Source organism: Paenibacillus phocaeensis (assembly GCF_900021165.1).
GTDB lineage: Bacteria > Bacillota > Bacilli > Paenibacillales > Paenibacillaceae > Fontibacillus > Fontibacillus phocaensis.
This window is the reverse complement of the sequence record NZ_FCOQ01000018.1, coordinates 494,672-520,851: the sequence shown is the minus strand read 5'-3', so window position 1 is coordinate 520,851 and position 26,180 is coordinate 494,672. Positions and strand designations below refer to the sequence as shown.

The following is a 26,180-nucleotide window of genomic DNA, read 5'->3' as shown; positions in this document are numbered from 1 at the left end:
ACTCATCACATGACTATTCAGGACAACCAGGGGTTAGAACAAGCTATGGTGAGTCCTGGGTTGTATCCTCTCCCGTATTGCCGCCTTCATCGCCGGCGTCGCTTGCCTCTTCTGTCTGCTCGTCGCCGGGGGGAGCTTCCTCCTTGTCGGGCGGTTCCAACGTAAGAATCACGCGTCTGCCCCCGTCTTCATTGACGACTTCCTGCGAAACGACGTATCCTTCGCCTTTCGCCGTGACCGGAATCTGCAGCACGGACAATATTTCCATGGCATCGCGCAGCGATTCGCCCTGCAGGTTCGGCACATTGATGTCCGACCCTTTCTCCGTGAGCAGGTAAACGAATTGCCCGGATTTCAGCGTACTGCCCGCCTTGGGGAACTGGGAAATGATCTCGGTTCCTTTCCCGTAAGTCGCGTAGGAAATACCGCTTGCCGACAGCTTGTCCTTGGCTTGTAGCACCGACAGCCCGCCCACATCAGGGACTTTCGGACCCGAGGCAACTGTTTTCGTCCGGCCATCCGCCGCGCCGCCTTCCACTTGCTTCGGAACTCCCATGTACTGGAGCGTTTGATTTACGATTTTCTTAAAAACCGGAGCTGCCGCGGTTCCCCCGCCCAGCTCGGAATCCTTCGGTTCATCGATCAGAACGATCACGGCGATCTTCGGATCATCCACCGGCGCGTAACCGATAAACGAAACGACCTGCTTCGTATAATCGTATTTGCCGTTGACAACTTTAACCGCGGTCCCCGTCTTGCCGGCAATCCGATAGCCTTCAATGTAGGCGTGGCGGCCGGTGCCGATTTTTTGGTCGGAGACAACCTGCTCCAAATAGGTTCCGACTTCCTTGGCCTTATCCGGAGAGATGACCTGCTCGACCACTTTCGGTTTGGTGTTCAACGTCTCTCCCGTCTGCGGATCCGCAATCGATTTGACGATATGAGGTTCCATTAGCTTGCCGCCGTTGGCGATTGCCGATACCGCTACAATTTGCTGCAGCGGCGTAACGAGCAGCTTGCCATGGCCGTAAGCCATGGCCGCAAAGTCGGCTTGCTGAACCGGATCCACGATCCCTTTGGACTCGCCCGGCAGTTCGATGCCGGTCCTTCTCCCGAATCCGAAATGGTCGACGTACGTCTTCAGCCGTTCCGGCCCCAGCATTTCGTAGCCCAGCTTGACGAACGCCACGTTACTGGAGCGCTTGACGCCCTCCAAATAAGTGATCTCGCCCCAGCCGGATCGCTTCAAGTCATGGATCGTTTGCCCCGGCACCCGAATGTTCCCGGACTTGTACGTGGCGTTTGGATTAAACAAACCGTCCTGCACCGCCCCGGCCAAGGTTACGATTTTGAACGTGGAGCCCGGTTCATAGACCGATTTGATCGCATGGTTATAGAAGTTCTTCTGATCGACATCCGCCCAATATTCATTGGGGTTGTAGGTAGGCATATTCGCCATGCCGAGAATTTCCATCGTCTTCGGATCGGCTGCGATGACGGTCATACTGATCGGCTGCAGTTGATCATACGCTTCCTTCATCGCCTGCTCGATATAATACTGAATCGTGTAATCGAGGGTCAGCTTCAGATTGTTTCCGTTTTTGGGCGGGTTATAGATTTCGCTGGCTTTCGGAATTTCAATCCCGCGCCCGTCCCGCTTGTACTCAATCGAGCCGTCGACGCCTTCGAGCTGTTCGTCGAAGTAGGCCTCGAGCCCGGATACGGCTTTCCCTTCGCGGTCGAGGTATCCCAACACGTGGGAGGCGATGCTTTCATGCGGATAATACCGTTTCTGATCCTTGATCAAATAAATGCCGATGTCCTGAATTTTCTCATGTTCTGTCTTCAGCTCGTTGATGAAAGCTTGCACCTGGTCGCGCAGGTCCTGGTCAATTTTCCAGCCCTCATTCCGCACTTCGCGTTGCGTAAAGAACTCGCCGGACTCCTTCTTGGCGTTGACAATGGCCCGCAGCTCGCCTTCGTCTTTCCCGAGAACTTTGCCGAGCCCTTGGACCACCTCGTCCTGAAGACCATATTTGTTAATAAGCTCCGGATTAACGGCAACCGTATAGGCCGGGGCGTCTACCGCCAGAACGTCGCCGTTCCGATCGGTAATCGTTCCCCGCGTCGCCGGCAGCGTTTTTTTGGTCGACCATAACACCTCGGCATGCGCCTGCCAGAAATCCGCCTGCACCACCTGCAGCCAAAACGCTCTACCCATCAATACAGCAAAAAAGAGGGTAATACATCCCCCTATCAGCAGTGTTCGAAGCTTTATTCGCTTGATCATGGCAAAACCTCTTTAGACTTTATTTCTTGGCCGTAGCCACGCCTTCCTTCGCTTCCGCCGTCTCGGTATCCTCGCTAACGCCGTCCTTCTCCAGCATTCCTGGTGGAACCTGGACATGGAATCCTTCCACTTCCGGCTGGACATATCCGAGCTCCTTCGCCTTCGCCGGAATCTGTTCCTCCAGCTTCTCTTTCTGGATGGCCAATTCCTTTACTTCTGCATTGATCGCCTGAATATCCGTATTCAAATTAAACATTTGACGTTTGATGTTGTAAAGTGACACATTTTGCCATAACAGACCGCCCATAACCGCTACGCAAAACATCACCGTCATCATATACAAAAGCTTCTCGCGAACCGGCAGCGGCGATCGGCGGGTGACCACCTTTGTCGTTTCCCGGTAACGCTGCGGCTGATGGCTGCGTTCCGCTTGCTTCTCTTTAACTGCCAGATTTCCACGCGTATAAGCCATTTACGATACCTCCACACTGGTTTGCAATTTCTCCGCCACGCGCAATTTTGCCGAGCGGGCCCGCGGATTATCGGCCAGCTCCTGTTCCGACGGAACCAGCGGTTTCCGATTGATTAATTTAAGCGAACCTTTGCCGCCGCACACACACATGGGAAAATCGGGCGGGCAGGTACATTTCTCCACATAGCTTGCGAAAATTTGCTTGCAGATTCGATCCTCAAGCGAATGAAAGGTGATGACGGAAACTCGGCCCTCCGGCGCCAAACAGCGTATCGCTGCATGCAGCCCTTCCTCAAAGGCGCCCAACTCGTCGTTGACGGCGATGCGCAGCGCCTGGAAGCTGCGTTTGGCCGGATGTCCGCCCGTCCGTCTCGCGGCCGCCGGAATCCCTTCCTTGATCAGTTCGACGAGTTGCTCGGTCGTTTCGATCGGCTCCTGCCCGCGCCGTTCCGCGATGACCCTGGCGATGCGCCTGGAAAATTTCTCCTCACCGTATTGGAACAGGATACGAGCGATTTCGCGTTCCGGCCACGTATTCACAATCTCCCGTGCCGTCAGCGGCGCCGATTGATCCATCCGCATGTCGAGCGGAGCGTCCGCGTTGTAGCTGAATCCCCGCTCCCCTTCATCAAATTGGGGAGAGGACACGCCAAGGTCAAACAATACGCCGTCCACCTGGGGAACCCCGTTTACCTGCGGCACGCCCTCGATTTCCAGCAGTTTTTGCTCGATATAACGAAAATTGCTTTTGACCAAAATTAATTTATCCGCATAGGCTGCGAGCCGTTCTTTGGCATTGTCCAGCGCCCAGTCGTCCTGGTCGAAGGCAATCAGCCTTCCGCTTGGACCCAGCTTGGACAAGATCACCGAGCTGTGGCCGCCGCCCCCTAGCGTACAATCCACGTAAATGCCGTCCGGCTTGATGCGCAGCCCTTCTGTCGCTTCTTCTTTGAGTACCGTGATGTGATGGAACAAGACTTACGCCCCCAAACCTGAATTCATTTTTAAAGTGGTTGTTCAAAAAAGTCATCTTTATGAACACACACTTAAAGATCGAAGTTGAAATCGACCAGTTTCTCTGCAATTTCATTGAAGGTATCTTCCGACTGCTGGAAATATTGCTCCCACGTGTCTTTGCTCCATATTTCTACCCGGTTCGACACGCCCAGGACAACGCAATCCTTCTCCAGCTTGGCATACTGCCTTAGATTGCTTGGCAAGTTTACCCTTCCCTGTTTATCCCATTCACATTCCGTCGCCCCCGAGAAAAAGAAGCGGGTAAACGCGCGGGCGTCGGATTTCATCAGCGGCAGGGCTTTCAGCTTCTGCTCCAGCACTTCCCACTCCTGCATCGGGTAGACGAAGAGGCACTGGTCTAAGCCGCGCGTGACCACGAAAGAGTTGCCGAGGAGATCACGAAACTTGGCCGGGATGATAATCCGGCCTTTATCGTCAATGCTATGTTGGAATTCCCCCATAAACATTGGTGACTCACTCCTTACCTCTTTCCCCCACTTTACACCACTTTACACCACTGTGATATGTAACTATTCTGCATAGAAGGAGAAAATCCTTCTATTGTTCATAATTTTTTTTGGCGGGAGGTGAGCGCGATGTTGGAATTCGCTTGGCCAGCGATTGCCGCTGTTTCAAGGAGGTTCAGGAAATCACGACAAAAAAAGGACTATCCCGGCAGATTATTCTGCACAAGATAGTCCTGTTTGCTGAATGATGAACAGTTAATGCTCCTGCCAGCTATCCAGGTAAGCGCGCTGCTCGGCCGACAAGGTGTCGATGCTTACCCCCAGGCTTTCCAGCTTGAAGCGGGCCACTTTCTCGTCGAGTTCATAAGGCACGTTTACCACCGCCTTACCGATCTCCTGATAACGGTCATTCACGTACTTCAAGGACAACGCCTGCAATGCAAACGTCATGTCCATGATTTCCGCCGGATGCCCGTCGCCTGCGGCCAGATTGACCAATCGGCCTTCGGCCAGCAGATACACTTTCCGTCCGTCCTTCAGCTGATATTCCTCGATATTGCGGCGCACCGTACGAACGGAGACAGAACGCTCCGCAAGTTCCGGCTTGTTCACTTCGACGTCGAAGTGCCCCGCATTGGACAAAATCGCGCCGTCCTTCATCACATCATAATGCTCGCCGCGAATCACGTCGCGGTTGCCGGTAACGGTGATGAAGAAATCGCCGACTTTTGCAGCTTCCAGCATCGGCATCACTTGGAAGCCGTCCATCACAGCTTCCACCGCTTTGATCGCGTCGATTTCCGTGACGACCACGTTCGCGCCCAATCCTTTAGCCCGCATCGCTACGCCTTTGCCGCACCAGCCATAACCGACCACAACGACGGTTTTGCCGGCCACGACCAGGTTGGTCGTCCGGTTAATCCCGTCCCACACCGATTGACCGGTGCCGTAACGGTTGTCGAACAAGTATTTGCAATAAGCGTCATTCACCGCTACCATCGGGAATTTAAGCTGTCCGTCCTTGTCCATCGCTTTCAAACGCAAAATCCCGGTGGTTGTCTCTTCGGCGCCGCCCCGCACGTTCTCCAGCAAGTCCGTCCGCTCCGCATGCAAAATCGAGACCAAATCGCCGCCGTCATCGATGATCAGATCCGGCTTCGTCTCCAGCGCCTTGATCAACAATGCCTTGTATTCTTCCGGCTCAGGGTTATATTTGGCATAGACGGTAACGCCGTCTTCAACCAATGCCGCACACACATCGTCCTGCGTCGACAGCGGATTGCTGCCGGTAATCGTCACCTCGGCCCCGCCCGCTTGTACAACCTTGGCCAAATAAGCCGTTTTGGCTTCCAAATGAAGCGAGATCGTCACTTTCAGTCCTTTAAACGGCTGCTCTGCCTCAAATTGCTTGCGGACCCGGTTCAGCACCGGCATGTGGGCTTCCACCCAATCGATTTTCAAATGACCCTCTGGCGCCAGCTTCAGATCGGTAATGATGCTGTTTTGAATCGCTTGTGAACTCATTTACTCCGCCTCCTATAAATAGATAATTCGATGTTTGCCAGTTAACTCATAAGGAATATCCATCAGGTCTTCGATCCAATCGATCCCATACCGGTTCAAAGCATCCAAGAGATTGTAAACCCTCTCCTGCGGCTTGTTCAAGGGGAACAGCGTTAATTGAATTCGGTCAAAATGGCGCAAGCCGGTCGCATGAATTTGCTCCATCGCATCCTTCGTCTTGCCGCGCAAATATTCGATTTGGTCGATGATCTTGCCCCGGTTCACCGCCCCGATTCGGGACAGCCCGCTTTGCACCCCGGCCAATTCCTCAAGCAGCGGATTGTACAACGCCTCAAACGCCGCAACAACTTCATCAAACCGCTGATCGACCGGCATCCGCTCCTGCGCGGCAAGCCACGCTTCGCGTTTGCTTCGGAAGGTTTCAGCGTCCTTCACCTCATGCCAGCTTAGCTCGTATTTCTTCATATACTTCTGCAATGTGCCATCAACCACGGTAAAAGCCTCCCGCGGCAACAGCAGCGGCATTCTCAGCCCCAGCTTGCGGAACGCCTTTCGCGTCAGTCCCCAATAGGCGATCTCTCCGGGTCCCAGAACCGAGCCCAGCACAGGCAGCAAGCTGTCCTGCATTAACGGACGAGTTAATACATTGTTGCTGAACCGCTCCGGATGTTCCTGCAGCTCCGCCAGCAGCCCGTCTGCTGTAAAAGAGACCTTCCCCTTGCGATCTTCAAACCGACCCTCCCGCTTAAACAACAGCAGCCGTTCCCGCTCGCTGATGTAGAATAAATTGGCTCCGCCTTCAGCGACTTCTGCGGAAGGTTCGTACCCCAGCCCCGCCATGTCGCGGACCGTCTCGTGGTAGGCCGACTCCAGCTCCTCATTTTGCAGGATCATTCGCTCGAACACCGGGATTTCCAATCGGCGCAGCTCAGGATCCGACGAATCCAGCAGCACCAGGCCGTGTTTTCCGAACAAGGCTCCGATCAGCTTGGCAAAACCTGCCGTCAGATGATCCGCATCCGCACACGAGCTTCGTACCAGTTCCATGATCGCCGCCTTGTGCCCGCTGTCGGGAAGCAGCGACTCCAGCTCCGACAGGGCCTTCTCCCAAGCCTCGGCACTCACCTTCGTGAAGCTGACCGGCAGCCGGTCCATCGCTCCCCGGTGCATGCGGATCCGGCGCACCTGCAGCTCCGGCGATAACACATAAGCATGATTGACTTCCTCCCAGTCGTGATCCTCGCCGGCGATCCAGAACACCGGCACGACCGGGCGGTTGAGTTGGGCTGAAGCCGCCTTCGCCGCTTTGAGAATCGTCACGGCTTTGTAGACCACAAGCAGCGGCCCGGTGAACAACCCGCTCTGCTGCCCGCCGACAATCACCGCCGTCCCGGGCAACTCCAGTTGATCGATCGCCCGTTGGACGGACGGGTCCGGGTTATAAAGCCCGTTATATTCTCGGAGCCGGGCAGCCAAGGCTTTCCGATCTACGCGCGTATGCTCCGTTTGATCTAACCACAGGGCCCGTTCAGCCCAACAATCGGCCTGGCCCGGGTCGCTCTCATATAATGACTCAACCGCGGAGAACTGGTTGACGTATACTTCAGCCAGCGGTCCCGCGAACGATAATTGCTCTTGAACGACATTCATCCGGTAGCGTCCTCCTGTCTGCATCAAAACCTTCCTTGATTGTACCGGATGTCCGGCTGCTCCGTCAAAGAAATCCTTACTTTTGCAGAACTTCTAACTTTCCGTAACGAATAGGCGCAAAAAACTCCCGCAACCGTCAATTGCGGTTGCGGGAGCTCACAGGTTCAATCAGCCTTTTTTCGGCATGGAGACGAAATGTCCCTTGGACACTTCAACCAGTTCAGAGTTATCCAAGTCGTACAACCCGCCGCTTGCAGCACCTTCCTTGCCGATTGGGCCGCTCGCGGAATCTTCCAAATGGATCCGCTTCTTGTTGGCTTCAACCTCCGGATCCGGGATCGGAATCGCGGACAAGAGGGTTTTCGTGTAAGGGTGCATCGGGTTGGCATACAGCTCTTCACTCTCTGCCAACTCCACGATTCGGCCCAGGTACATTACAGCAACCCGGTCGCTGATATGTTTAACCATGGACAAGTCATGCGCGATAAACAGATACGTCAACCCCAGACGTTCTTGAAGATCCTCGAGCAAGTTAACGACCTGCGCCTGAATGGATACGTCCAAAGCCGAAATCGGTTCGTCGCAGATGATGAACTTCGGATTCACCGCAAGTGCGCGGGCGATCCCGATCCGTTGGCGCTGACCGCCGGAGAACTCATGCGGATAACGCGTCGCATGGTCCGGATTCAGACCGACCATATCCAGCAATTCTTCAACGCGTTTCTTGCGTTCTGCGTGGGAACCGGCCAAACCGTGAATGTCCAGCGCTTCGCCGATAATATCGGTCACGGTAAACCGCGGATTCAGCGAGGCATACGGATCCTGGAAGATCATCTGCATGTCGCGGCGCATCGCTTTCATTTTCTTCGGCGGCAATTTGTTGATATCCACGCCGTTAAAGCGGACGCTGCCGGCTGTCGGTTCATACAAGCGCAGAATCGTGCGGCCTGCGGTCGATTTACCGCAGCCCGATTCACCAACGAGGCCAAGCGTTTCGCCTTCGGCGATCGAAAAGCTGATGTCGTTAACGGCCTTCAGCACGTTACCGCCGCCGACGTTAAAGTATTTCTTGAGACCTTCGACTTCAATCAAGGTTTTGTCTTTGCTCATGACGACTGTACCTCCTTGGCCATCGGATGAAGATCCCAGCAACGGGCCATATGGGTTTCACTGAATACGGTCGCACCGGGATCGATGCGTTCGCAAATCTTCATCGCCTGATCGCAGCGGGCCGCAAAAGGACAACCGATCGGCGGCTTAATCAAATCCGGCGGCGTGCCGATAATTGGAATAAGCGGTTCGCCTTTCTTTTGGTCCAAACGAGGCATCGAACGCAACAAACCTTTGGTATAAGGATGCTGCGGGTTTTTAAAGATCTCCCATTTCGTCCCGGTTTCCACCACTTCACCGGCATACATAACGATGACGCGGTCACACATGCCAGCGACAACGCCAAGGTCATGAGTAATCAAAATGATGGAGGTTCCAAGACGGGATTGCATCTCTTTCATCACATCCATGATTTGCGCCTGGATGGTTACGTCGAGCGCTGTCGTCGGTTCGTCCGCGATCAGCAACGAAGGCCGGCAAGCGAGAGCAATCGCGATCATGACGCGCTGCCGCATGCCCCCGGAGAATTCGTGTGGATATTGGTTAAAGCGGGCTGCCGCATTCTTAATGCCAACAAGCTTGAGCATCTCGATCGCCTGTTTCTTCGCTTCACCCGCTGACATATTCTGATGTTTGATTAATACTTCAGTAATTTGTCGGCCTACTCTGATCGTAGGATTCAAGGAGGTCATCGGGTCCTGAAATATCATGCCAATATCTTTCCCGCGAATCGTTTCCATTTGTTTGTTGCTCTTTTTCAACAGGTCTTGCCCTTGGAAAATAATTTCACCTTGCTTAATGATGGAAGGAGGGGATGGAATCAGGCGCATAATCGTTTGGGCCGTGACGCTTTTGCCGCTTCCGGATTCGCCGACGATCGCAACCGTTTCACCTTTCCCTACTTCAAAGTTCATGCCGCGGACGGCTTTCACTTCTCCACCTTTGACTTGGAAGGAAACATGCAAATCTTTGACTTGTAAAATCGGCTCCATTCATTCCACCTCCTATTTCTTCAATTTTGGATCCAGCGCGTCGCGAAGACCGTCGCCGAAAATGTTGAACGCCAGCATGATCAAGCTGATCAGAACCGCCGGGAACAGCATGCGCCAAGGGTAATACAACCAACCGGTCAAAGCATCGTTGATCATCGAGCCCAGCGAGGCAATCGGAGCTTGTACGCCCAACCCAAGGAAGCTAAGGAATGCTTCAGCGAAAATGGCGTTCGGTACGGACAACGTCACCGTAACAATGATCGGGCCAACCGCATTTGGCAGCAGGTGGCGGAACAACAGGCGTCCATGTCCTGCACCCATCGAGCGGGAAGCCAGCACATATTCACGGTTTTTCAACTGCATGATTTCGCCGCGGACGATCCACGACATGTTAATCCAACCGGTAATCGTCAAAGCCAGGATAATGGTTCCCAAGCTTGGCTCCATCACGACCAGCAGAAGAATCGTAACGAGCAAGTAAGGAATGGAATATAAAATCTCTGAGAATTTATTCATAATTTCATCGACGCGGCCGCCAAAGTATCCCATGATTCCGCCGTAAATGACGCCGATCAAGAGGTCGATACACGCTGCCGCCAGACCAACGATCAGGGAAATGCGCGCCCCCATCCAGGTCCGGATGAACATATCTCGGCCAAGGTCATCCGTGCCAAACCAGTGCGTAGATGATGGCCCTTTGTTCGTATTTAAAAGATCGTTCGAATAATAGTTGTAGCCGTAAATCTTGCCGATGAGCAAAGGAGCGATAATCGCGGTTAACGTAATCAGCGCCAAGATGACCAATGCCGTCATCGCCAGCTTGTTGCTGCGCAAACGTTGCCAAGCGTCACGCCAAGCGGAAATACTTTCGCGTTGAATCACTTCGGCTTCTTTCTCGTCCGTTCCGATTTTGCGGAAATCGTCCGCTGTCAGATCGACCGGAGTCGGCATCACTTTGATCGGATTCGTATCCATGCGCATTATCCCTCCTTCCCTTTCGTAAGTTTAATTCTCGGATCTACAAGCACGTAGAGAATGTCCGTAATGAAGCGAGCCACCATCAGCAACACCCCATAGAAGATCGTTATCCCCATAATCAGCGGATAATCGCGGACGCTGATGGCTTGCACGAACTGCTTGCCGATGCCGCCGATCCCGAAGATTTGTTCGATAACCACGGAACCGGTCACAATATTCGCCGTCATCGGTCCCACATACGTGATCACCGGCATAATCCCGTTGCGGATGACATGGCGGGACAGGATCGCCATCCAGCCCAAGCCTTTCGCCCTGGCCGTTTTGATATAATCGGCGTGCAAGACCTCAAGCATGCTAGAACGGGTTAATCGCGCGATAAACGCAATCGGTTGCGCCGTTAAGGCAGCTACAGGCAACACGTAATACATCGGCCCCTTGAAGCCCATCGTCGGCAGCCAGTGCAGCTTCGAAGCAAACACATACTGCAGTAAAGATGCTACCACGAAGCTAGGTACCGCGATGCCCAGCACCGCTAACACCATCGCCACATTGTCGATCAATTTGCGATGGTACAGCGCTGCCAACATACCAAGCAGTACCCCAACGATTAACGCAACTACGATGGCAACCGCCCCAAGCTTCAAAGACGCTGAAAACGTTTGACCGATGATGTGGGATACATCCTGGTTAATCATTTTCATGGAAATTCCCAAATCACCCTGCGCAATGTCACCCAAATATTTTAAATATTGCTGATAAACGGGCTTATCGAGTCCAAGCTGTTCAATTAAGCGTTCCTTGATGGCCGGAGGCACTTGTTTCTCTGACGTCAGAGGGCTCCCTGGAATAGCTTTCATCAGAAAGAAGGTAGCCGATATAAGAACAAACAGCGAAACCAACATGTAAAAAAACTTATTGGCGATATAACGTACCATGCCCGTTCACACCTCCTTCTTATAAAATTTCGACATATATCGATTTTAGGTGAAAAGAACTACTTTGTCTATTCCATATATTTGTATAAGGACGCAATGCTTGGAAGAAGACCGCACACAAAAAAAACGGGATATATATGGAATACCCACATATATATCCCGAAATTCCTATGCAATTTGCAACAACTTATTTACGCTCATCCGTAATGTAAGCACGGCTGTAATCAATCGCGCCGCTGAAGTCGAGCGAAACACCCTTCAGATACGGTTTGGTTGCCGCAACATTCGTGTAATAGTACAACGGCATCAGAACTTGGTTGTCCTTGATCAGGATTTCTTCGGCTTTCGCGAAGTTAGCATCGCGTTTTGCCATGTCGTCGCTGGATTTCGCTTCTTTAATCAAGTTGTCATATTCTTCGTTCGAGAAACCAGTGTCGTTGTTGCCGCCGCCGGTCACCCACATATCCATAAACGTCATTGGATCGTTGTAATCGGCAGTCCAGCCGGCACGAGCAACTTGATAGTTCAGGTTTTGACGGTTTTCGATGAATACGGCCCATTCTTGGTTTTCCGATTTCACGTCAACGCCAAGGTTTTTCTTCCACATATCAGCTACAGCCAGAGCGATTTTCTTATGAGCATCGCTGGAGTTATAGATCAAAGTGATTTCAGGCAGTTTCGTGTAGCCTTCTTCTTGCATGCCTTGTTCCAACAGTTTTTTGGCTTCTTCAAGGTTTTCCGTGAAGTAGTCGTCTTTGTGAACGGTGCGGAATTCATCACCGTCATTTGCGCCTTTGATACCTGGAGGCACAAAGCCGAACGCCGGAACTTGACCGCCAAGGGTTACGTTGTCTACGATCGCTTGACGATCGATGGCCATCGCAAAAGCTCTGCGGATATTCACATTATCGAACGGTTTAGCCGTTACGTTAAATTCATAGTAGTACGTGCTTGCAATCCCTTTGATTTGCAGTTCGTCTTTCAACTGATCTTTCAGGATCGGGATTTGGTCGGTTGGAATTTCGCCGTTCGGATGACCGGCGCGATCCAATTCGCCGTTTTGGTAAGACGCCAACTCCGTCGCACTGCTGTTGACCAGCGACATCGTGATTTTGCTCAGTTTGATGTTGGCTTTATCCCAGTAGTTTTCGTTCTTGGTTACTTCGATCGTTTGGCCTTTGATCCAGTTGGTCAACGTGAATGCGCCGTTCACGATCATTTTGCTTTGGTCAACCGCCCATTTCGGGTCATCCTTCACGGATTGGTGAACCGGATACAGCGTATAGAAGGAAGTCAAGCCCAGGAAGTAAGGCGTTGGGGATCCCAATTCAACTTCCAACGTGTAATCGTCGACCGCTTTTACGCCGACTTGGCTGAAATCTTTGATTTTACCATTATAATAGTCTTCAGCATTTTTCACATAAAATAATTGATAAGCATAAGGAGCTGTAGGATCGGTATTCGGGCTCAGCACGCGTTCCCAAGCGAATACGAAGTCATTCGCCGTAACAGGGTCCCCGTTGCTCCATTTTGCATCTTTGCGAAGGTTGAACGTGTATTTCGTACCGTCGATCTTCCAGCTTTCAGCTGCAGCGGGGATAACTTGACCGCCTTCATCCATGCGTGTGAGGCCTTCGTACATCAGTTTCAGCACGGTGTTGGCTTGGCTGTCTTGAGCTTGAGCAGGATCGAATGTTGGCGGTTCTGCGCTCAGGTTAATTCTAAGCGTTTGATCTGCGGCCAACTTCTCTTCACCGCTGTTGCCATTGTCGGAAGCCGTATTGCCTCCGTTAGCTGCGCCGTTATTGGCGGCGCCATTGTTCCCGCCGTTCGAACCGCATGCGGCAAGCAAAGTGCCGACTGCAAGAACGAGCGTCAGAAGAAGCAAAAGACTTTTACTCTTCTTCATCTAGCAATATCCCCCTTAAAATGTTTTGGTATATGTTTTTAGATTATACAACCAGCGGTCAAAAAAATCCAACATAAATTTAAAGATTTATCGCGCATTTTGATAAATTCCGCGCGATTCTTTAACAAAATAGTCCAATATACAATATTGACTTTTGTTTTTCTTAACAATTAACCAAGGATGTCATCCATTTATTCGGTATTTTACCGGCTGTCCCCTTAGTTCGGTCTAGGCCGCTGTAATATATGTAAGGAAGCTGATCAAGAACAAAAGAACATAGGCTACTCCGGTTGCCGCAAATGCCAGACGCCATACCACACGCATCAGCTTGCGGCCGTCAACCTTCCCCTTCAAGCGAGTCTGAGCCCCGCCAATCAACCCTCCAACGACCAGCAGGATCATGAGGATTAAATAGAAGCCAAAAGTGGAATGAAATACATTATTGAACAATGCCGAAACCGAGAAGATCAGAAACAGCGTCGTCACATCCATCGCCAGCTTCAGCGCCTTTTTCTTGTCGTGTTTAACATAGGAATAAATGAAATAAACAAGTCCAAACGGGATGACCGGTATCATGGCCAACACGATAAAGGAAGAGACCAACGCTTCCAACGCCTCACCTCCGCATCAATTTTGTAAACTAAAAGCTTACTTACAAAGTAAGTAACTATATTTTTATATCCATGTTAGGTTATAACGCTCGAACCAATTGCCACACCATCTCATGTCCGGGAACAGAGATCCCTTTGCGGCGCGCCATTTCGACCAATCTTCCATTAATATAATCGATTTCCGTGGGCACGCCTTGCTGCACATCTTTTAACATCGATGAGGTATTGGTTGAGGTTGCCCGACACACTGCCGCGATCTGGTCAAACATGTCCGTATCAAAGGGAATCCCGTAGGCTTCGTAGACAGCTACGCCTTCATTGCACAATTGACGAAGCATCTTAAGCCGCTCCTCGTTCTCCAGCAACTGTCCGTTAGCTACCCGCCATAAAGCCGTCAGCGGATTAATGGCCGCGTTGATCAGCAGCTTCCTGTAGATTTCCCTCTCGATGTCTTTCGACAAAAACGCGGTAAATCCTGCTATCTCAAGCATTTTCACGAAACTTTCTGCAGGCTGAGCTAAAGCGGCCGATTCGCGGTACCCCCCGATTTGGGTCATCCCGCAACCCGCCCGTTCAATGTGAGATGGACTTATCCGTTTCGAACCTTCCGTTGTAATTGCTGCATAAAGAGGCACGCCGGGCAACGCCGTACTGATCCGTTCCAGATGCCCTACTCCGTTCTGAAAGCACACAACCTTAGTATCCGAACCTACAAGCCGGCCGATCGAAGCCAGGAGCCGGTTATCCAAGTGCCGTTGTTTCGTGGTCAACAGCAGCCAATCGGCTGGATCCAACTTAAGGCCCCCGCCGATTTCTTCAATAGAATACGCCTCGAATTGAGGGTCCTGTATCAGGGTCATGGTCCCATCCGATTCGGCAAGCCGAATCCCCTTCTTCTTCAGCATATCGGCCTGCTCAGCCGTTCTTGTCCAGAACCGCACCGCCGCACCGCACGCCGCCAGCTTGCCGCCGAACAACAGCCCCAGGGCTCCAGCGCCGATGATGTCAAATTGCACGATATTCCACGCCCTTTCCTTCATCTATTTCTTTTATATCAAAATCTCCCCCTAAAACACAAAAATCCCGCCATCCCGGCGAGATTTTGTGACAGATCCCTCTTATTCGATTCGTTCCAAATTTCCATTCGCATCCATTTTGAATCTGGATTTGCTTTCCTCATCCTCTTCGTTTAAGAAAGCTAAACGCCGGGCCCGGTCCATGATTTGAATTAACGCCTTATAATCATCGTTGACCACCCGATAATCGGTTTGCACCTCATTCACCTGCGCCGATAACCGTTCGTTTTCTTCGCGAAGCGTGGCAAGCTCCTCTTCCTTCTCGCGCAGTTCCTTCTCAAGCGCCTTCATTTGGCGGTTGGTCTCTTGAACCGTGTTCTTCCATCCGCGCAAAAACCGGATTACCGCGTCGATGGAGATCGTTTCCTCCGTTACTCCATCGCTGCGATACCCTCCGTCGTCCATTTCGACGGAAGCGAGCGAAGCCATACCGGAACCCACGGTCAGCGGGGTTTGTTTTTTCATATAATTCCGTTTCTGTCTCTGAGCCTTAGCGATGCTGATGGCCGCTTCATACTTCTTCCGGACGCAACTGTTCCACCGGAAACCGCAAGCCGCCGCTGTTCTGCCGATTCGTTCCCCTACCTCTTCGAAAGCGTTTAATTGGGTGCTGCCCTCCCGTATATGCCGAAGAGTCACCTCGGCCAGAATCAAATCATCTTCTGCGCTCCATGCATCTTGTCTCACAGCTGTCATGCTATAAAAACCTCCTAACGACATCCTAGTCTAACCGTCTTCCAACCGGCGGTCTCCGGCAGGCGTATGGGTAAAATGCTTCTTACTCCATTTCTATGCCTCTCATAGAGTTCATAGAATCTATTTGATACTAAAATGTATTTCCAAAATCAAGGGACTCCATACCTCACGTTTTCGGAAACGAATAACAACTGCACATATTCACCGATACTACTGTTAGAAAAGTCACGTCACCACTGGATTAATCAGGTTAAAAATCGACTTTTCATTTACACTTTTCGGCCTAACGGGTATAATGGGAAAAGAAATGGAAGGTTCGTTGATACATAAGAAAGGGGGATTACCTCGTGGCACGCATGTTCCGCGTCCTTGGCTTCTTCACTCTGGCTATTGGGCTTATGGCCTTTGCGGGCGATCTGACGGAAATGGCTCTGCTGTTCTTCTTGCAAACCGCCTTTTTCGTTCTTTTCGGCTACCTGAAGTTTACCGAGAGAACCTATATCCTGCTGTTTTGGGGATACATGATCGTCGCTTTTACCGGCTTCAGCTATTGGACGGTCTTCAAAATGGGTTTGCCCCTCTAATCCCAAAAGTTTATAAGTTCCAGAAAGGCGTTTCGGCCGCAGGCCGGGGCGCCTTTTTTTGTGAGCTCTGCTATTTCCAAACCTGTTATCATATATATAGTACAACCACTGACGGGAGAGGATCGTTGTTGAAGAAACGCGTCATAACGTTCTGTCTGTTGCTGCCGCTTGCGGCCCTTCATCTTATCGGCATCCCGGTTGCTGCCGCACCGCTCACCGCCGAAGAACAACAGATCCTGGAACAAAGCTTGTCGATTCAGGAAATCGATCGGGAAATCGGGCGAATCGAAACCCGCCAGCGGGCGGCGGAAACCGCCCTCCTTGAGCTGCAAGGGCAACTGACCGATAAAAACGAACAAATCCGCACCAGCCGGGAACAAGCCGGCTTACGGCTGCGCGCTTATTATATGGGGGAACGGGAAAATTTGTTGTACGCCTTGCTTAGCGTGAACAGCCTGAAGGATTTTTTTACCGTATTGGACTATTATCAACTCATCATGGATCGGGATCGAACCCTAATAAATCAATACAAGTCGGAATATGCGGAACTGGCTCGCACCAAGAAGAAACTGGATGCCACCACCGCCGAGCTCGCCCGGATGAAGGAAGATCTTCAACTCCAGCGCAATCGGGTGGCCGCGCTCCAGCAAAGCGTTGATCAGACCCTTGGACTGAGCGCCGACCCCGAGAAACTCAAAGCGCTCATCCAAGAGCTTACGGCTTATTGGAAGAACATCGGATTACATGAGCTGCGTAAGTATTTTCAGGCTCTCAGCTCCGCCATGTCGCAGTTCCCCGACTTTTTACAGCAGAACGAGAACAGCCTGGTTGCCGAAAAGGGCGGTTATCGCCTGGAGATCCGCGAAGAAGAGCTGAACGCATTTCTCTATAGCAAGAGCGAGCTGCTGAAAGACATGAGCTTCCGCTTTGAGAAGGACAGGATCATTGCGCGGGGCAGCCGGGAGGGTCTGGAACTGGAGGTTGAGGGTCATTATACGGTTGAGCAGGAACCGGAAAATTCGATCGTCTTCCACGTGGACCGCTTGTTGTTTAACGGCTTGACGCTGCCGGATACCACGCGGGCCGAATTGGAGCGGGACTTCGATCTTGGATTTTATCCGAAAAAAATCGTCCCCTTCGTAGAAGCGACCGATGCGGCCATCTCCGAGGGGACGTTAACCGTAAAATTGAAATTGGCTTTATAGAAGCGGCATCGTTACTGGCTGAGTTCGGTCAGCCGGCTGCGATATTGCTTGGCGTTTATCGCTCCGTTTAAATAATCGTTGGTGAGCGGCGCAAAGGCTCCCAGCTGTCCCGGCAACGACGGGCTAGCCGGGACAGCTGATCCGGATCCGGCGGCCAACGTGGCAGGGAGCCAATCCGGCAGCTTATTATGGGCGGCTTCGTAATAAATGGTTTTCATAACAGGAAGATGTCTGTTCGCTTCGTGCCAGCGCATTTGATTTAACGCGGAGGTCATTTCTGAAATCCACAATCCGGCTGCTTCGGCGTTGTCCGATTGCGAAGAAACCGCGTAGCTGCGGCCTTGAATCCAGGCTGACGCGAGATTCGGCTGCAGTTCCGGCATCCACACTTTCGTGCGGGAGTGCGTATGCTTCTGCGCCTCGGACGCTGTGGTGAGGAGCATCGTCAGCTCGCCGCCATTCAGCTTACTCCACGGGTCGGAGCCGTCCAGGCCCGCATCGAGAAGCCAAGGGCGGATCAGCTCCAATTGCTGCAAGGCGAGCGGCATGTTGCCTTTCACTGCAAAAAAGGGCTCGGAACCCGTTGGCTTCCAGCCTCCTCCAAGCTGCCAAATCAACGTTGCCGCCGCGTAAGGATCCCGAAAATCCAAACCTAACAGGTAGGGCTGGGTTCGTTGTTTCTTGAAGGTCGATACCAGGGCGTTCCAATCGTCCGCCGAAGCCGGCTGACGCTCAAGGCCCAGTTGCTTCAGCTTGGCTGCGTCATACACCATCACGTAAGGATCGACATCCAGCGGGACTCCCCAGACGTAACCGTTCCATTCATTCGGGATTAAGGAAGCGCTTAACACTTCCCCCGACAATGAGCCGGAATAATAACCTTCCGTGGGCAGCAAGTAGCCGTCCGCGGCAAAGCGCCGAATCCAGACATTATCCAGCAGCAAGACGTCCGGCGATTCCCCCAGCTTCATTTGCTGGCGTTGGAACGTGGCATAGGTCTCCTCCGCCGGGACATTCACAAGATCGACCTTTACCGGATAGATCGCCATAAACTGCCGGTTCATTTCCTCCAAGCGGCGAAAATCAGACTCGTTCAGCTGCACCGCCACTTGAATATGGCCCGTCTCCTGCAAGGTCCGGGATTCAGGCGGCGCTGCCGGCTGAGCCTCCCCGCGGTTCTCCGGGCGAACCATCGTTGTCTCTTCGCTTGGGGACAGATTGATTAAAGCGAGCAGGAGGATGGCAAACAGCACCCAATGATTTTTTCGCTTCACGCCTGTTCTTCCTCTCCACGATTTAGGAGCGTAAGTCCATAAACATTCCGATACTCCGTATTGTAGCAAATCGCCAAAGGAGTTGTCCCGTAAAAAAATGTATATGAGGCGGAATGGCGTGAGGTTCCCTTTCCGCTGTAACGGAACGTAGAGCCGCTATTTGCACATTTCCCGGATATTTCCCGTTCTAACGGAACTATGAGCCGTTATTTGACCCAAAACGTAACTGGCAGCACCAAAAGTGTCCAAATAAGGTCCCTAGGTTCCGTTAGCGCTCCAAGTTACTTATCTGCTGCAGAATAACGTCTCTGGGTTCCGTTAGCGTTCTTCCAAACCGCAAAAACAGCCCGGCGAATCAAAATCACACGAAGATTCGCCGGGCTGTTGCTTCTCGCCGCGGAGTGCGGCGGACAAGAGAGGGCTGAGATCGTTACTTGCTTCCGTTGATTCGGCCGGATTCAGCTGCCACTGGTTTCTCGCTGCGGATGAACGGCGACTCCAGGCAGGCGAGCAATCTTTTACAACAAATCCGCCGCCAGTTGCGCCAGCTTCGAACGCTCGCCTTTCTCCAGCGTGATATGCCCGCTGATGCCCTGGTCGCGGAAGCGTTCGACCAGGCTGGTCAAGCCGTTGCTTGTCGCGTCGAGGTAAGGATGATCGATCTGCTCCGGATCGCCAACCAGCACGATTTTGCTGCCTTCCCCGACGCGCGACACGATCGTTTTAACCTCATGACGCGATAAGTTTTGGGCTTCATCGATGATGATGAACTGCCCCGGGATCGAGCGGCCGCGAATATACGTGAGCGCTTCGACCTGAATGCTGCCAAGCCCCATCAAGATTTTCTCGATGTCGCCGGATTTTTTCGTATCAAACAGGAATTCCAGATTATCGTAAATCGGCTGCATCCAGGGACGAAGCTTCTCTTCCTTCTCCCCGGGCAGATATCCGATATCCTTCCCCATCGGGACGACGGGGCGTGCGATCAGCAGCTTCTTATATTTATGTTCATCCTCTACCTTCAGCAGACCGGCCGCCAGCGCCAGCAGCGTCTTCCCGGTTCCGGCTTTGCCGGTAATCGTGACCAGCGGAATCTCATCATTGAGCAGCAGCTCCAACGCCATCCGCTGCTGGGCGTTCCGGGCGCTGATGCCCCAAGCCGGCTCATTGCTGAGATACAGCGGCTCCATTCGGGTGGCGTCTTCATTGACTTTCAGCAGAGCGGATTTTCCCGTACCCATCTCATCTTTCAGAATCACGAACTCATGAGGGTACAGAGAATAATTTAGCCCGAGCGGCTTTATCGGCAGGAATCGATACGAATAGAATTCATCGATCACCGACGGATGAACCTTGATGGTCGAGTAACCTGCATACAGGTCGCTGGGGCCAACGGTCCGGTCTGACAAGTAATCCTCGGCATGTAGCCCCAGAACATCCGCTTTGATCCGGACGAGCACATCTTTGCTGACCAGAATGACGGGGCGCGGCGTGGCCGACTCCGATTGCTCCAGGTGGTAATTGAGAGCTACTGCAAGAATCCGGTTGTCATTCGTAACTTCGCCGAACATTTCCTGGACTTTGATGAAGCTGCGATGGTTGAGTTCCACCTTGATTCGCCCGCCGCCCTCCAGCGGTACGCCGTCGTGCAAATGCCCCGTTTCCCGTAAACCGTCAAGCAATCGCGAGACCCCCCGCGCATTGCGGCCGATCTCGTCGGCATTCCGCTTCTTGGTGTCGATTTCCTCCAACACCACCGCCGGAATCACCACATCATGCTCATCAAAGGCAAAAACGGCACGCGGATCATGCAATAATACATTCGTATCCAATACAAAGATCTTCTTCACCCTTATCCCCTCCACCGCGGTCAGTGCAGCCTAATGAGATCCATACATATTTTTTCCCGTCCCGGGAAATCTAAAATCGATATTTGAACCCGGTACTTCAGAGATCAATTCCGAAAGGACGGATCGAACATGCGAATATGGCTGTGTTTGTTAATGACGGCTTCCCTGCTTACCAGCTGCGGAACTGCTTCTGAAAAGGCATCACCCTCTCCAAGAAATCAAACGGAGAATACGCCCCGAGCGCAAAGTGTAGACCCTTACGCCACCACCGATACCGACGGCAACAGGGCGATGTCGGACCGTGACAGACAAGTTTATTTGGAGCAGCTTGTGAAAAAGGTTCCCGGCGTCAAAGGCGCGCATTGTGTCATCATGGGCAAAACCGCCGTCGTCGGCATCGACGTGGACAGCCGCCTCGAACGTGCAAGAGTGGGAAGCATTAAATATACGGTAGCTGAAGCGCTTCGAAAAGATCCGCACGGGGCGGGAGCCATCGTCACTGCCGATATCGACCTGAACCAGCGCATTGCCGAAATCGGCAACAAAATTCGGGAAGGACGGCCGGTTTCCGGTTTCGCCACCGAGCTGGCGGACATTATCGGACGGATTGTACCGCAATTGCCGAACGATACCCGTCCTCCCGAGGGCGTTCATCCGAATCAGAATCAGAATCAGAATCAGAATCAAAACCAGAACCAAAATCAGAATCCGAAACAAATGCAAATCGCCCCTGGCGGTGGAAATACGCGGCAAAATCTACGTTAAGTTTGTCCCAAGATGGAAAAAAAGCCTAGCGACAACCTCGCTAGGCTTTTTTCATGGCTTCAAACACTTGACGATCCAGCATGTCCGCAGCACGCTGGTCATAAACTTTGGTATATTCCGGTGGAGAGACCAATTGCGCGCCGTAAAACAAAGCGTTCCGCACCGCATCGATATAAATATCGAAGCAGCACATCTTAAACGGCACACCTTCGAGCGGATCCTGAGCGATCTCCGCTCGGCCGTTAACGGCATAAATGGTCTCCCGGCCAAATACCGTTACGGTGACCCGCGGATTGGCCTTAAGGTTGCCAACCAGCCTGGAGCGATGGTCCAAGGCTAACCGCAATTTCGTATGATCCACGGCATATACCCAAGAGATCGCACTGGACGTGGGTCCGCCGGACTCTTGATCCACCGTGTTCAACAATACAAAAGTCTCGGACTGGAGAATCGAATAAAGCGAATCGGACAATTGGGTAACGACCTCGGACATGATGACCAGCCCTCCTGTACGGCGTTGCATGGGATTCCAACGATAAGACGCTTCAGCTATCCTATAAATCAATTGTATTATAGCATGCGGCAAAACTTGCATTCAATCGTCAGTTGACCGGCTCCTCGCCATTCTCCTGCTGCGGGTCCGGCGTCTTTATGCCGGCGAGCTGATTCTTTAAGGCCTGCTTGGCCGCTTCCAGTTCATCTTCATGCAAGTAAACGAAAGGGCTCTTCCAATCCCCGGTCACCGGCATGAAATCCACGTTCTCCTTGGAAATGCTCCAATAGGCTTGAATCATGTTCTTCATTTGCTGCGATTCCAGATCCGTCTCCATATTCTTGCCGACGGATTCGATCACTTTCCCCGCGCCCATGACACCGTTCAGCGATTTCGCCTGGTCAATCAGAGCATGCAACACTTCATTTTGCCTGCGGTTGCGGTCGAAATCATCCGATCCTTTCGTCTGCGGCTTGCAATTCGATTTGCGGTACCGCACGAAACCCAATGCATCTTCGCCGTTCAGGTGCTGTGCACCCTTCTTCAGGTTGATGTTCGTACCGTCCGCCTTATCGCGGTAACACATATTCGCATCGACATTGACGTCCACGCCGCCCAGCGCGTCCACTATATCGCGGAACCCTTGAAAGTTCAGCACCGTGACATAGTCGATATGGATATCAAAAAACTTGCTCATCATCGTTTTCATTTCCTGTGTAGCAGAGATTCCCGTTTTCTTCTCGGCCGCCAGGAAGTTCGGATAAAACGCATTGATCTTGTTCGTCTTGTACCCGTCCATCTTCACTCTCGTATCCCGGGGCAAAGAGACGACCGTGGCGGATTTCGTATCGGGATTCATGGCGATGACCATCATCACATCGCTAAGATGAGTGCCGGTCTCCGGACGGTAATCCGTGCCGAGGAGCAGCATCGTAATCGGCTTGACCTTGGCCGATTTCTCAGGAGCTACTTCCCCCGTGGTCCCGGTCGCGTCAATGACTTGATCCGCCGTATAGAACAAATAACCGGCATAAAGCCCAACCCCGATCACCCCGATAATCACAAGGGTCAGGACGATTTGGAAAAAACGTTTAATGCCGCTGGTTTTTCTCTTTCGAGCGGAACCCGGCTTCGCACCTTTTGTCGAACCTTTTGCCTTGTCTCTTTGGCTGTTCCCCCGAGGGGGTAAGCCGCTGCGATTAGAACTCATGAACTCAAACACCTTATTTCTCTATAAATGTTGTCGCATCCATTAAGACGTAACGGGTTTAAGAAAAGTTACGGATCACCTACAGGAGGCAAATTATGCCGATGGATCCCCGGCCGGCGGGCCTTCATTTTTCTCCTTTTTCCGTCGTCCCTCAACAAAATAACGGATCCGTACCATGAGCATCAGAACGACAGCGACCAGCAGACATTGGATGATCGGCAGCTTGTCGATCTGAAAGATGAGCAGCAAGAACGAACCCAGCGCCATGAGAAGGTACAGGATGATCTCCTTAAACAGCGGCAGCTTCTGCTGTGCCCGGAATACTTTATTGTAAACAAAAACAATCAGCACGAAGATGAGCACGTAGGAAATGACCGGATGGTCCGCAAACCAGACCTGCATAACGAATCCCTCCTTCAAATGGCAACATTATTCCTATTATAAATTGGCTTCCGACATTTTGCGATGTTTTTCCGCCCGTTCACGTTCGCTTTTGTTCAAAATCTTCTTGCGCAACCGAACCGATTTCGGTGTGATTTCGCAATATTCGTCGTCATTCAGATATTCCAGCGCTTGCTCCAAAGAGAATAACCGCGGCGTTTTCATCTTCACGGTCTCGTCCTTCGTTGCGGAGCGCACGTTCGTCAACTGCTTTTCCTTGCAAATGTTCACGACGATGTCGTTATCGCGGGTATGCTCGCCGACGATCATGCCCTCGTAGATTTCCGTGCCCGGTTCCACGAACAGGATACCGCGATCCTCGATCGACAAGATCCCGTAAAGTGTAGAAACGCCATTCTCACTGGAAACCAATACGCCTTCATGACGTCCGCCAACCTGGCCGCCGATAAACGGACCGTAGCTGTCAAACGCATGGTTCATAACGCCATAACCGCGGGTCAGCGTCAGGAAGTGCGTGGTGTAGCCGATCAGTCCGCGGGCCGGAATCAGGAACTCCAAGCGAACCTGGCCGCTTCCGTTGTTGATCATGTTCACCATTTCCGCTTTGCGGGAACCGAGGCTTTCCATCACCGCCCCCATGCTTTCTTCCGGGATATCGATGAGCAGCCGTTCGATCGGCTCCATCTTGACTCCGTCGATCTCCCGCACGATAACTTCAGGCTTGGACACCTGCAGCTCATATCCTTCGCGGCGCATGTTCTCGATCAGGATGCCCAGGTGAAGCTCCCCGCGGCCGGATACGATAAATGCGTCCGGGCTGTCGGTTTCTTCCACGCGCAGGGAAACATCGGTTTCCAGCTCCTTGAACAAGCGCTCGCGCAGTTTCCGGGAAGTCACCCATTTACCTTCGCGGCCGGCGAACGGGCTGTTATTAACAAGGAACGTCATCTGCAGCGTCGGCTCGTCGATCTTCAATACCGGCAAAGCTTCCGGTTGGTTCGGATCGGCAATCGTCTCCCCGATATTGATATCCTTGATCCCGGCAATAGCTACGATGTCGCCGGCTCCGGCTTCTTCGATTTCCACGCGGCGCAAGCCTTGGAAGCCGAACAGCTTCTCGATGCGCGCCGTCTTCTTGCCGCCTTCGCGTGTCATGACCGCCACGGATTGGCCTTGGCGGATGATGCCGCGGTTCACACGGCCGATGGCGATCCGGCCCAAATATTCATTATAATCCATCAGCGTCACGAGGAATTGCAGCGGCTCGTCTACCTTCTCCGTCGGTGCCGGAATATGATCGATAATCGTTTCGTACAACGCCAGCATATTGTCATCCTGTTTCTCCGGATCCAGGCTGGACGTCCCGTTCAAAGCCGAAGCGTAAACCACCGGGAATTCCAACTGATCATCGCTGGCTTCCAATTCGATGAACAGATCCAGGACTTCGTCGATCACTTCCGCCGGGCGTGCGGCCGGACGGTCGATTTTGTTCACCACGACGATCGGGGTGAGGTGATGCTCCAACGCTTTACGCAACACGAATTTCGTTTGCGGCATACAGCCTTCATAGGCATCCACGACGAGCAGAACGCCGTCAACCATTTTCATAATCCGTTCCACTTCCCCACCGAAGTCGGCGTGTCCCGGAGTATCCACGATGTTGATCAAATAGTCCTTGTACGTAATGGCGGTGTTTTTGGCCAAGATCGTAATCCCGCGCTCCCGTTCCAGATCGTTCGAGTCCATGGCGCGTTCTTGAACTGCCTCATTTTCCCGGAAAATCCCGGATTGCTGCAGCAACTTGTCGACGAGGGTCGTTTTCCCGTGGTCGACGTGAGCAATAATCGCAATATTGCGAATTTGATTTCTTTCATGCATAGGTTTATCTCCATATCCTTTCGTCTCTATAGATTAATGACAAGTTATATAAATAAAGTTTGCACTTCGAACGGTGATTACCCGACAGAACCAAGTGCAGCCTCCTGAACCACAAAACAAAGCGTCGACTAAATGCCGACGCTTGACATATCCCCTATATTATACGCGAAATTTCGAATTTTTCAAGAGCCGCAATCCATCACCACGATCTGCGGCGATTGCCGCGGGCCGCGATCAACCAGATCCCGGCAATAATCAGCAGCGCTGCCAAGAAATACACGATCGACGAGGCGAACAGCGTCCACCCGAGCAACAGGACCGAAATGGCCCCCAGAATCAAGGCAGCAATGAATATTCCGTTCTGGCGTTGAGGCGAGAAATAGCCGTATTCGAACAGACCGACAGCCAAGCCAAGGAAGAAGAACGGCCAGGTGTACTTCAAGGTGTGCCATCCGCCGATTACGCCGGTGAAGAAGACGAGGCTGTAAATGATCAGAATAGCGCCGGGAAGCAGCAGTTCCGCTGGACCTTTGCGCCAAAAATGCCATAAGTGAAGCACGATCCCCGGGATCAGCAGCAGCAGCGGCCATAGCGCTCTGCCGAGAAAGCTGAACACCCCTAATTTTCCGAGCAGGATAATGACTCCGGCAGCGAGAATCAAGATGCCAGTCATCAGCTTGTTGTTGTCGGACATATCCATCACACACCTTCCAGAAGACAATGAGGGACAAGCCGCAGCAAAATACGACATCCCCTTCTCTTCCAGTTTATATGAAATCGGCCCAAAAAACC

The 26,180-nt window shown here is 52.3% G+C and carries 24 protein-coding genes; 3 read left to right on the top strand and 21 right to left on the bottom strand.

Annotation, left to right across the window (positions count from 1 at the left end; translation table 11 throughout):
- Positions 1-43 precede the first annotated feature (43 nt).
- The 14 genes from BN3795_RS12395 to BN3795_RS12330 form a co-directional block, all read right to left on the bottom strand.
- On the bottom strand, positions 44-2,290 hold the full coding sequence (locus tag BN3795_RS12395) for a penicillin-binding transpeptidase domain-containing protein (RefSeq protein WP_068784963.1): 2,247 nt from the start codon (positions 2,288-2,290) through the stop codon (positions 44-46).
- 19 nt (positions 2,291-2,309) lie between these two features.
- Positions 2,310-2,762 carry a hypothetical protein gene (locus BN3795_RS12390; RefSeq protein WP_232729920.1) on the bottom strand — a complete coding sequence of 151 codons (453 nt, stop codon included), beginning with the start codon at positions 2,760-2,762 and terminating at the stop codon, positions 2,310-2,312.
- On the bottom strand, positions 2,763-3,737 hold the full coding sequence (gene rsmH, locus BN3795_RS12385) for a 16S rRNA (cytosine(1402)-N(4))-methyltransferase RsmH (protein WP_068784962.1): 975 nt from the start codon (positions 3,735-3,737) through the stop codon (positions 2,763-2,765).
- A 71-nt stretch (positions 3,738-3,808) separates the two neighbouring features.
- Positions 3,809-4,246: a division/cell wall cluster transcriptional repressor MraZ gene (mraZ, locus tag BN3795_RS12380; RefSeq protein WP_068784961.1), complete on the bottom strand. Its 438-nt coding sequence runs from the start codon at positions 4,244-4,246 to the stop codon at positions 3,809-3,811.
- A gap of 255 nt (positions 4,247-4,501) precedes the next feature.
- Complete coding sequence (locus BN3795_RS12375) at positions 4,502-5,770, bottom strand: adenosylhomocysteinase (protein WP_068784960.1); 1,269 nt, start codon at positions 5,768-5,770, stop codon at positions 4,502-4,504.
- A gap of 12 nt (positions 5,771-5,782) precedes the next feature.
- Positions 5,783-7,420, bottom strand: coding sequence for a bacillithiol biosynthesis cysteine-adding enzyme BshC (gene bshC, locus BN3795_RS12370; RefSeq protein WP_068784959.1), 1,638 nt, complete (start codon positions 7,418-7,420; stop codon positions 5,783-5,785).
- A 168-nt stretch (positions 7,421-7,588) separates the two neighbouring features.
- Positions 7,589-8,530 (bottom strand): ABC transporter ATP-binding protein, encoded by a 942-nt coding sequence (locus BN3795_RS12365; RefSeq protein WP_068784958.1) that lies wholly within the window; start codon positions 8,528-8,530, stop codon positions 7,589-7,591.
- Entirely contained in the window at positions 8,527-9,522 is a 996-nt protein-coding gene (locus tag BN3795_RS12360; RefSeq protein WP_068784957.1) for an ABC transporter ATP-binding protein, read from the bottom strand. Before BN3795_RS12360 ends, BN3795_RS12365 begins: the two co-directional genes overlap by 4 nt.
- Before the next feature lie 12 nt (positions 9,523-9,534).
- Positions 9,535-10,497: an ABC transporter permease gene (locus BN3795_RS12355; protein WP_068784956.1), complete on the bottom strand. Its 963-nt coding sequence runs from the start codon at positions 10,495-10,497 to the stop codon at positions 9,535-9,537.
- A 5-nt stretch (positions 10,498-10,502) separates the two neighbouring features.
- Entirely contained in the window at positions 10,503-11,435 is a 933-nt protein-coding gene (locus BN3795_RS12350; RefSeq protein WP_068784955.1) for an ABC transporter permease, read from the bottom strand.
- 187 nt (positions 11,436-11,622) lie between these two features.
- Positions 11,623-13,344, bottom strand: a complete 1,722-nt coding sequence (locus BN3795_RS12345) for a peptide ABC transporter substrate-binding protein (RefSeq protein WP_068784954.1) — start codon at positions 13,342-13,344, stop codon at positions 11,623-11,625.
- 228 nt (positions 13,345-13,572) lie between these two features.
- Positions 13,573-13,956 carry a DUF3397 domain-containing protein gene (locus tag BN3795_RS12340; protein ID WP_110945148.1) on the bottom strand — a complete coding sequence of 128 codons (384 nt, stop codon included), beginning with the start codon at positions 13,954-13,956 and terminating at the stop codon, positions 13,573-13,575.
- A 79-nt stretch (positions 13,957-14,035) separates the two neighbouring features.
- Positions 14,036-14,971, bottom strand: a complete 936-nt coding sequence (locus BN3795_RS12335) for a ketopantoate reductase family protein (protein WP_110945186.1) — start codon at positions 14,969-14,971, stop codon at positions 14,036-14,038.
- A 102-nt stretch (positions 14,972-15,073) separates the two neighbouring features.
- Positions 15,074-15,727 carry an RsfA family transcriptional regulator gene (locus tag BN3795_RS12330; RefSeq protein ID WP_068784952.1) on the bottom strand — a complete coding sequence of 218 codons (654 nt, stop codon included), beginning with the start codon at positions 15,725-15,727 and terminating at the stop codon, positions 15,074-15,076.
- A gap of 347 nt (positions 15,728-16,074) precedes the next feature.
- Here BN3795_RS12330 and BN3795_RS12325 point away from each other — a divergent pair, with 347 nt between their 5' ends.
- Both BN3795_RS12325 and BN3795_RS12320 read left to right on the top strand, forming a co-directional pair.
- Positions 16,075-16,311 carry a DUF2626 family protein gene (locus tag BN3795_RS12325; protein ID WP_068784951.1) on the top strand — a complete coding sequence of 79 codons (237 nt, stop codon included), beginning with the start codon at positions 16,075-16,077 and terminating at the stop codon, positions 16,309-16,311.
- A 128-nt stretch (positions 16,312-16,439) separates the two neighbouring features.
- Positions 16,440-17,516, top strand: coding sequence for a coiled-coil domain-containing protein (locus BN3795_RS12320; protein ID WP_232729919.1), 1,077 nt, complete (start codon positions 16,440-16,442; stop codon positions 17,514-17,516).
- Positions 17,517-17,527: 11 nt separating this feature from the next.
- Here BN3795_RS12320 and BN3795_RS12315 read toward each other — a convergent pair whose 3' ends face one another.
- Positions 17,528-18,790 (bottom strand): extracellular solute-binding protein, encoded by a 1,263-nt coding sequence (locus BN3795_RS12315; protein WP_068784949.1) that lies wholly within the window; start codon positions 18,788-18,790, stop codon positions 17,528-17,530.
- 518 nt (positions 18,791-19,308) lie between these two features.
- Positions 19,309-20,640, bottom strand: coding sequence for a PhoH family protein (locus BN3795_RS12310; protein ID WP_068784948.1), 1,332 nt, complete (start codon positions 20,638-20,640; stop codon positions 19,309-19,311).
- A 129-nt stretch (positions 20,641-20,769) separates the two neighbouring features.
- On the opposite strand from BN3795_RS12310, the gene BN3795_RS12305 reads away from it, so the two are divergent.
- The gene (locus BN3795_RS12305) at positions 20,770-21,405 is read left to right on the top strand and encodes a YhcN/YlaJ family sporulation lipoprotein (RefSeq protein WP_068784947.1); all 636 of its coding nucleotides are present in this window, start codon (positions 20,770-20,772) and stop codon (positions 21,403-21,405) included.
- A gap of 40 nt (positions 21,406-21,445) precedes the next feature.
- Here the strand turns inward: BN3795_RS12305 and BN3795_RS12300 are convergent, their stop codons facing one another.
- The 5 genes from BN3795_RS12300 to BN3795_RS12280 form a co-directional block, all read right to left on the bottom strand.
- A complete protein-coding gene (locus tag BN3795_RS12300; RefSeq protein ID WP_068784946.1) occupies positions 21,446-21,898 on the bottom strand; it encodes a pyridoxamine 5'-phosphate oxidase family protein in 453 nt (150 codons plus the stop codon).
- Between the two features lie 109 nt (positions 21,899-22,007).
- On the bottom strand, positions 22,008-23,108 hold the full coding sequence (locus BN3795_RS12295) for an LCP family protein (protein WP_068784945.1): 1,101 nt from the start codon (positions 23,106-23,108) through the stop codon (positions 22,008-22,010).
- A 93-nt stretch (positions 23,109-23,201) separates the two neighbouring features.
- Positions 23,202-23,510 carry a YlaH-like family protein gene (locus tag BN3795_RS12290; protein ID WP_068784944.1) on the bottom strand — a complete coding sequence of 103 codons (309 nt, stop codon included), beginning with the start codon at positions 23,508-23,510 and terminating at the stop codon, positions 23,202-23,204.
- Between the two features lie 36 nt (positions 23,511-23,546).
- Positions 23,547-25,388 carry a translational GTPase TypA gene (gene typA / locus BN3795_RS12285; RefSeq protein WP_068784943.1) on the bottom strand — a complete coding sequence of 614 codons (1,842 nt, stop codon included), beginning with the start codon at positions 25,386-25,388 and terminating at the stop codon, positions 23,547-23,549.
- A 199-nt stretch (positions 25,389-25,587) separates the two neighbouring features.
- Positions 25,588-26,082, bottom strand: a complete 495-nt coding sequence (locus BN3795_RS12280) for a hypothetical protein (protein WP_068785384.1) — start codon at positions 26,080-26,082, stop codon at positions 25,588-25,590.
- Positions 26,083-26,180 lie beyond the last annotated feature (98 nt).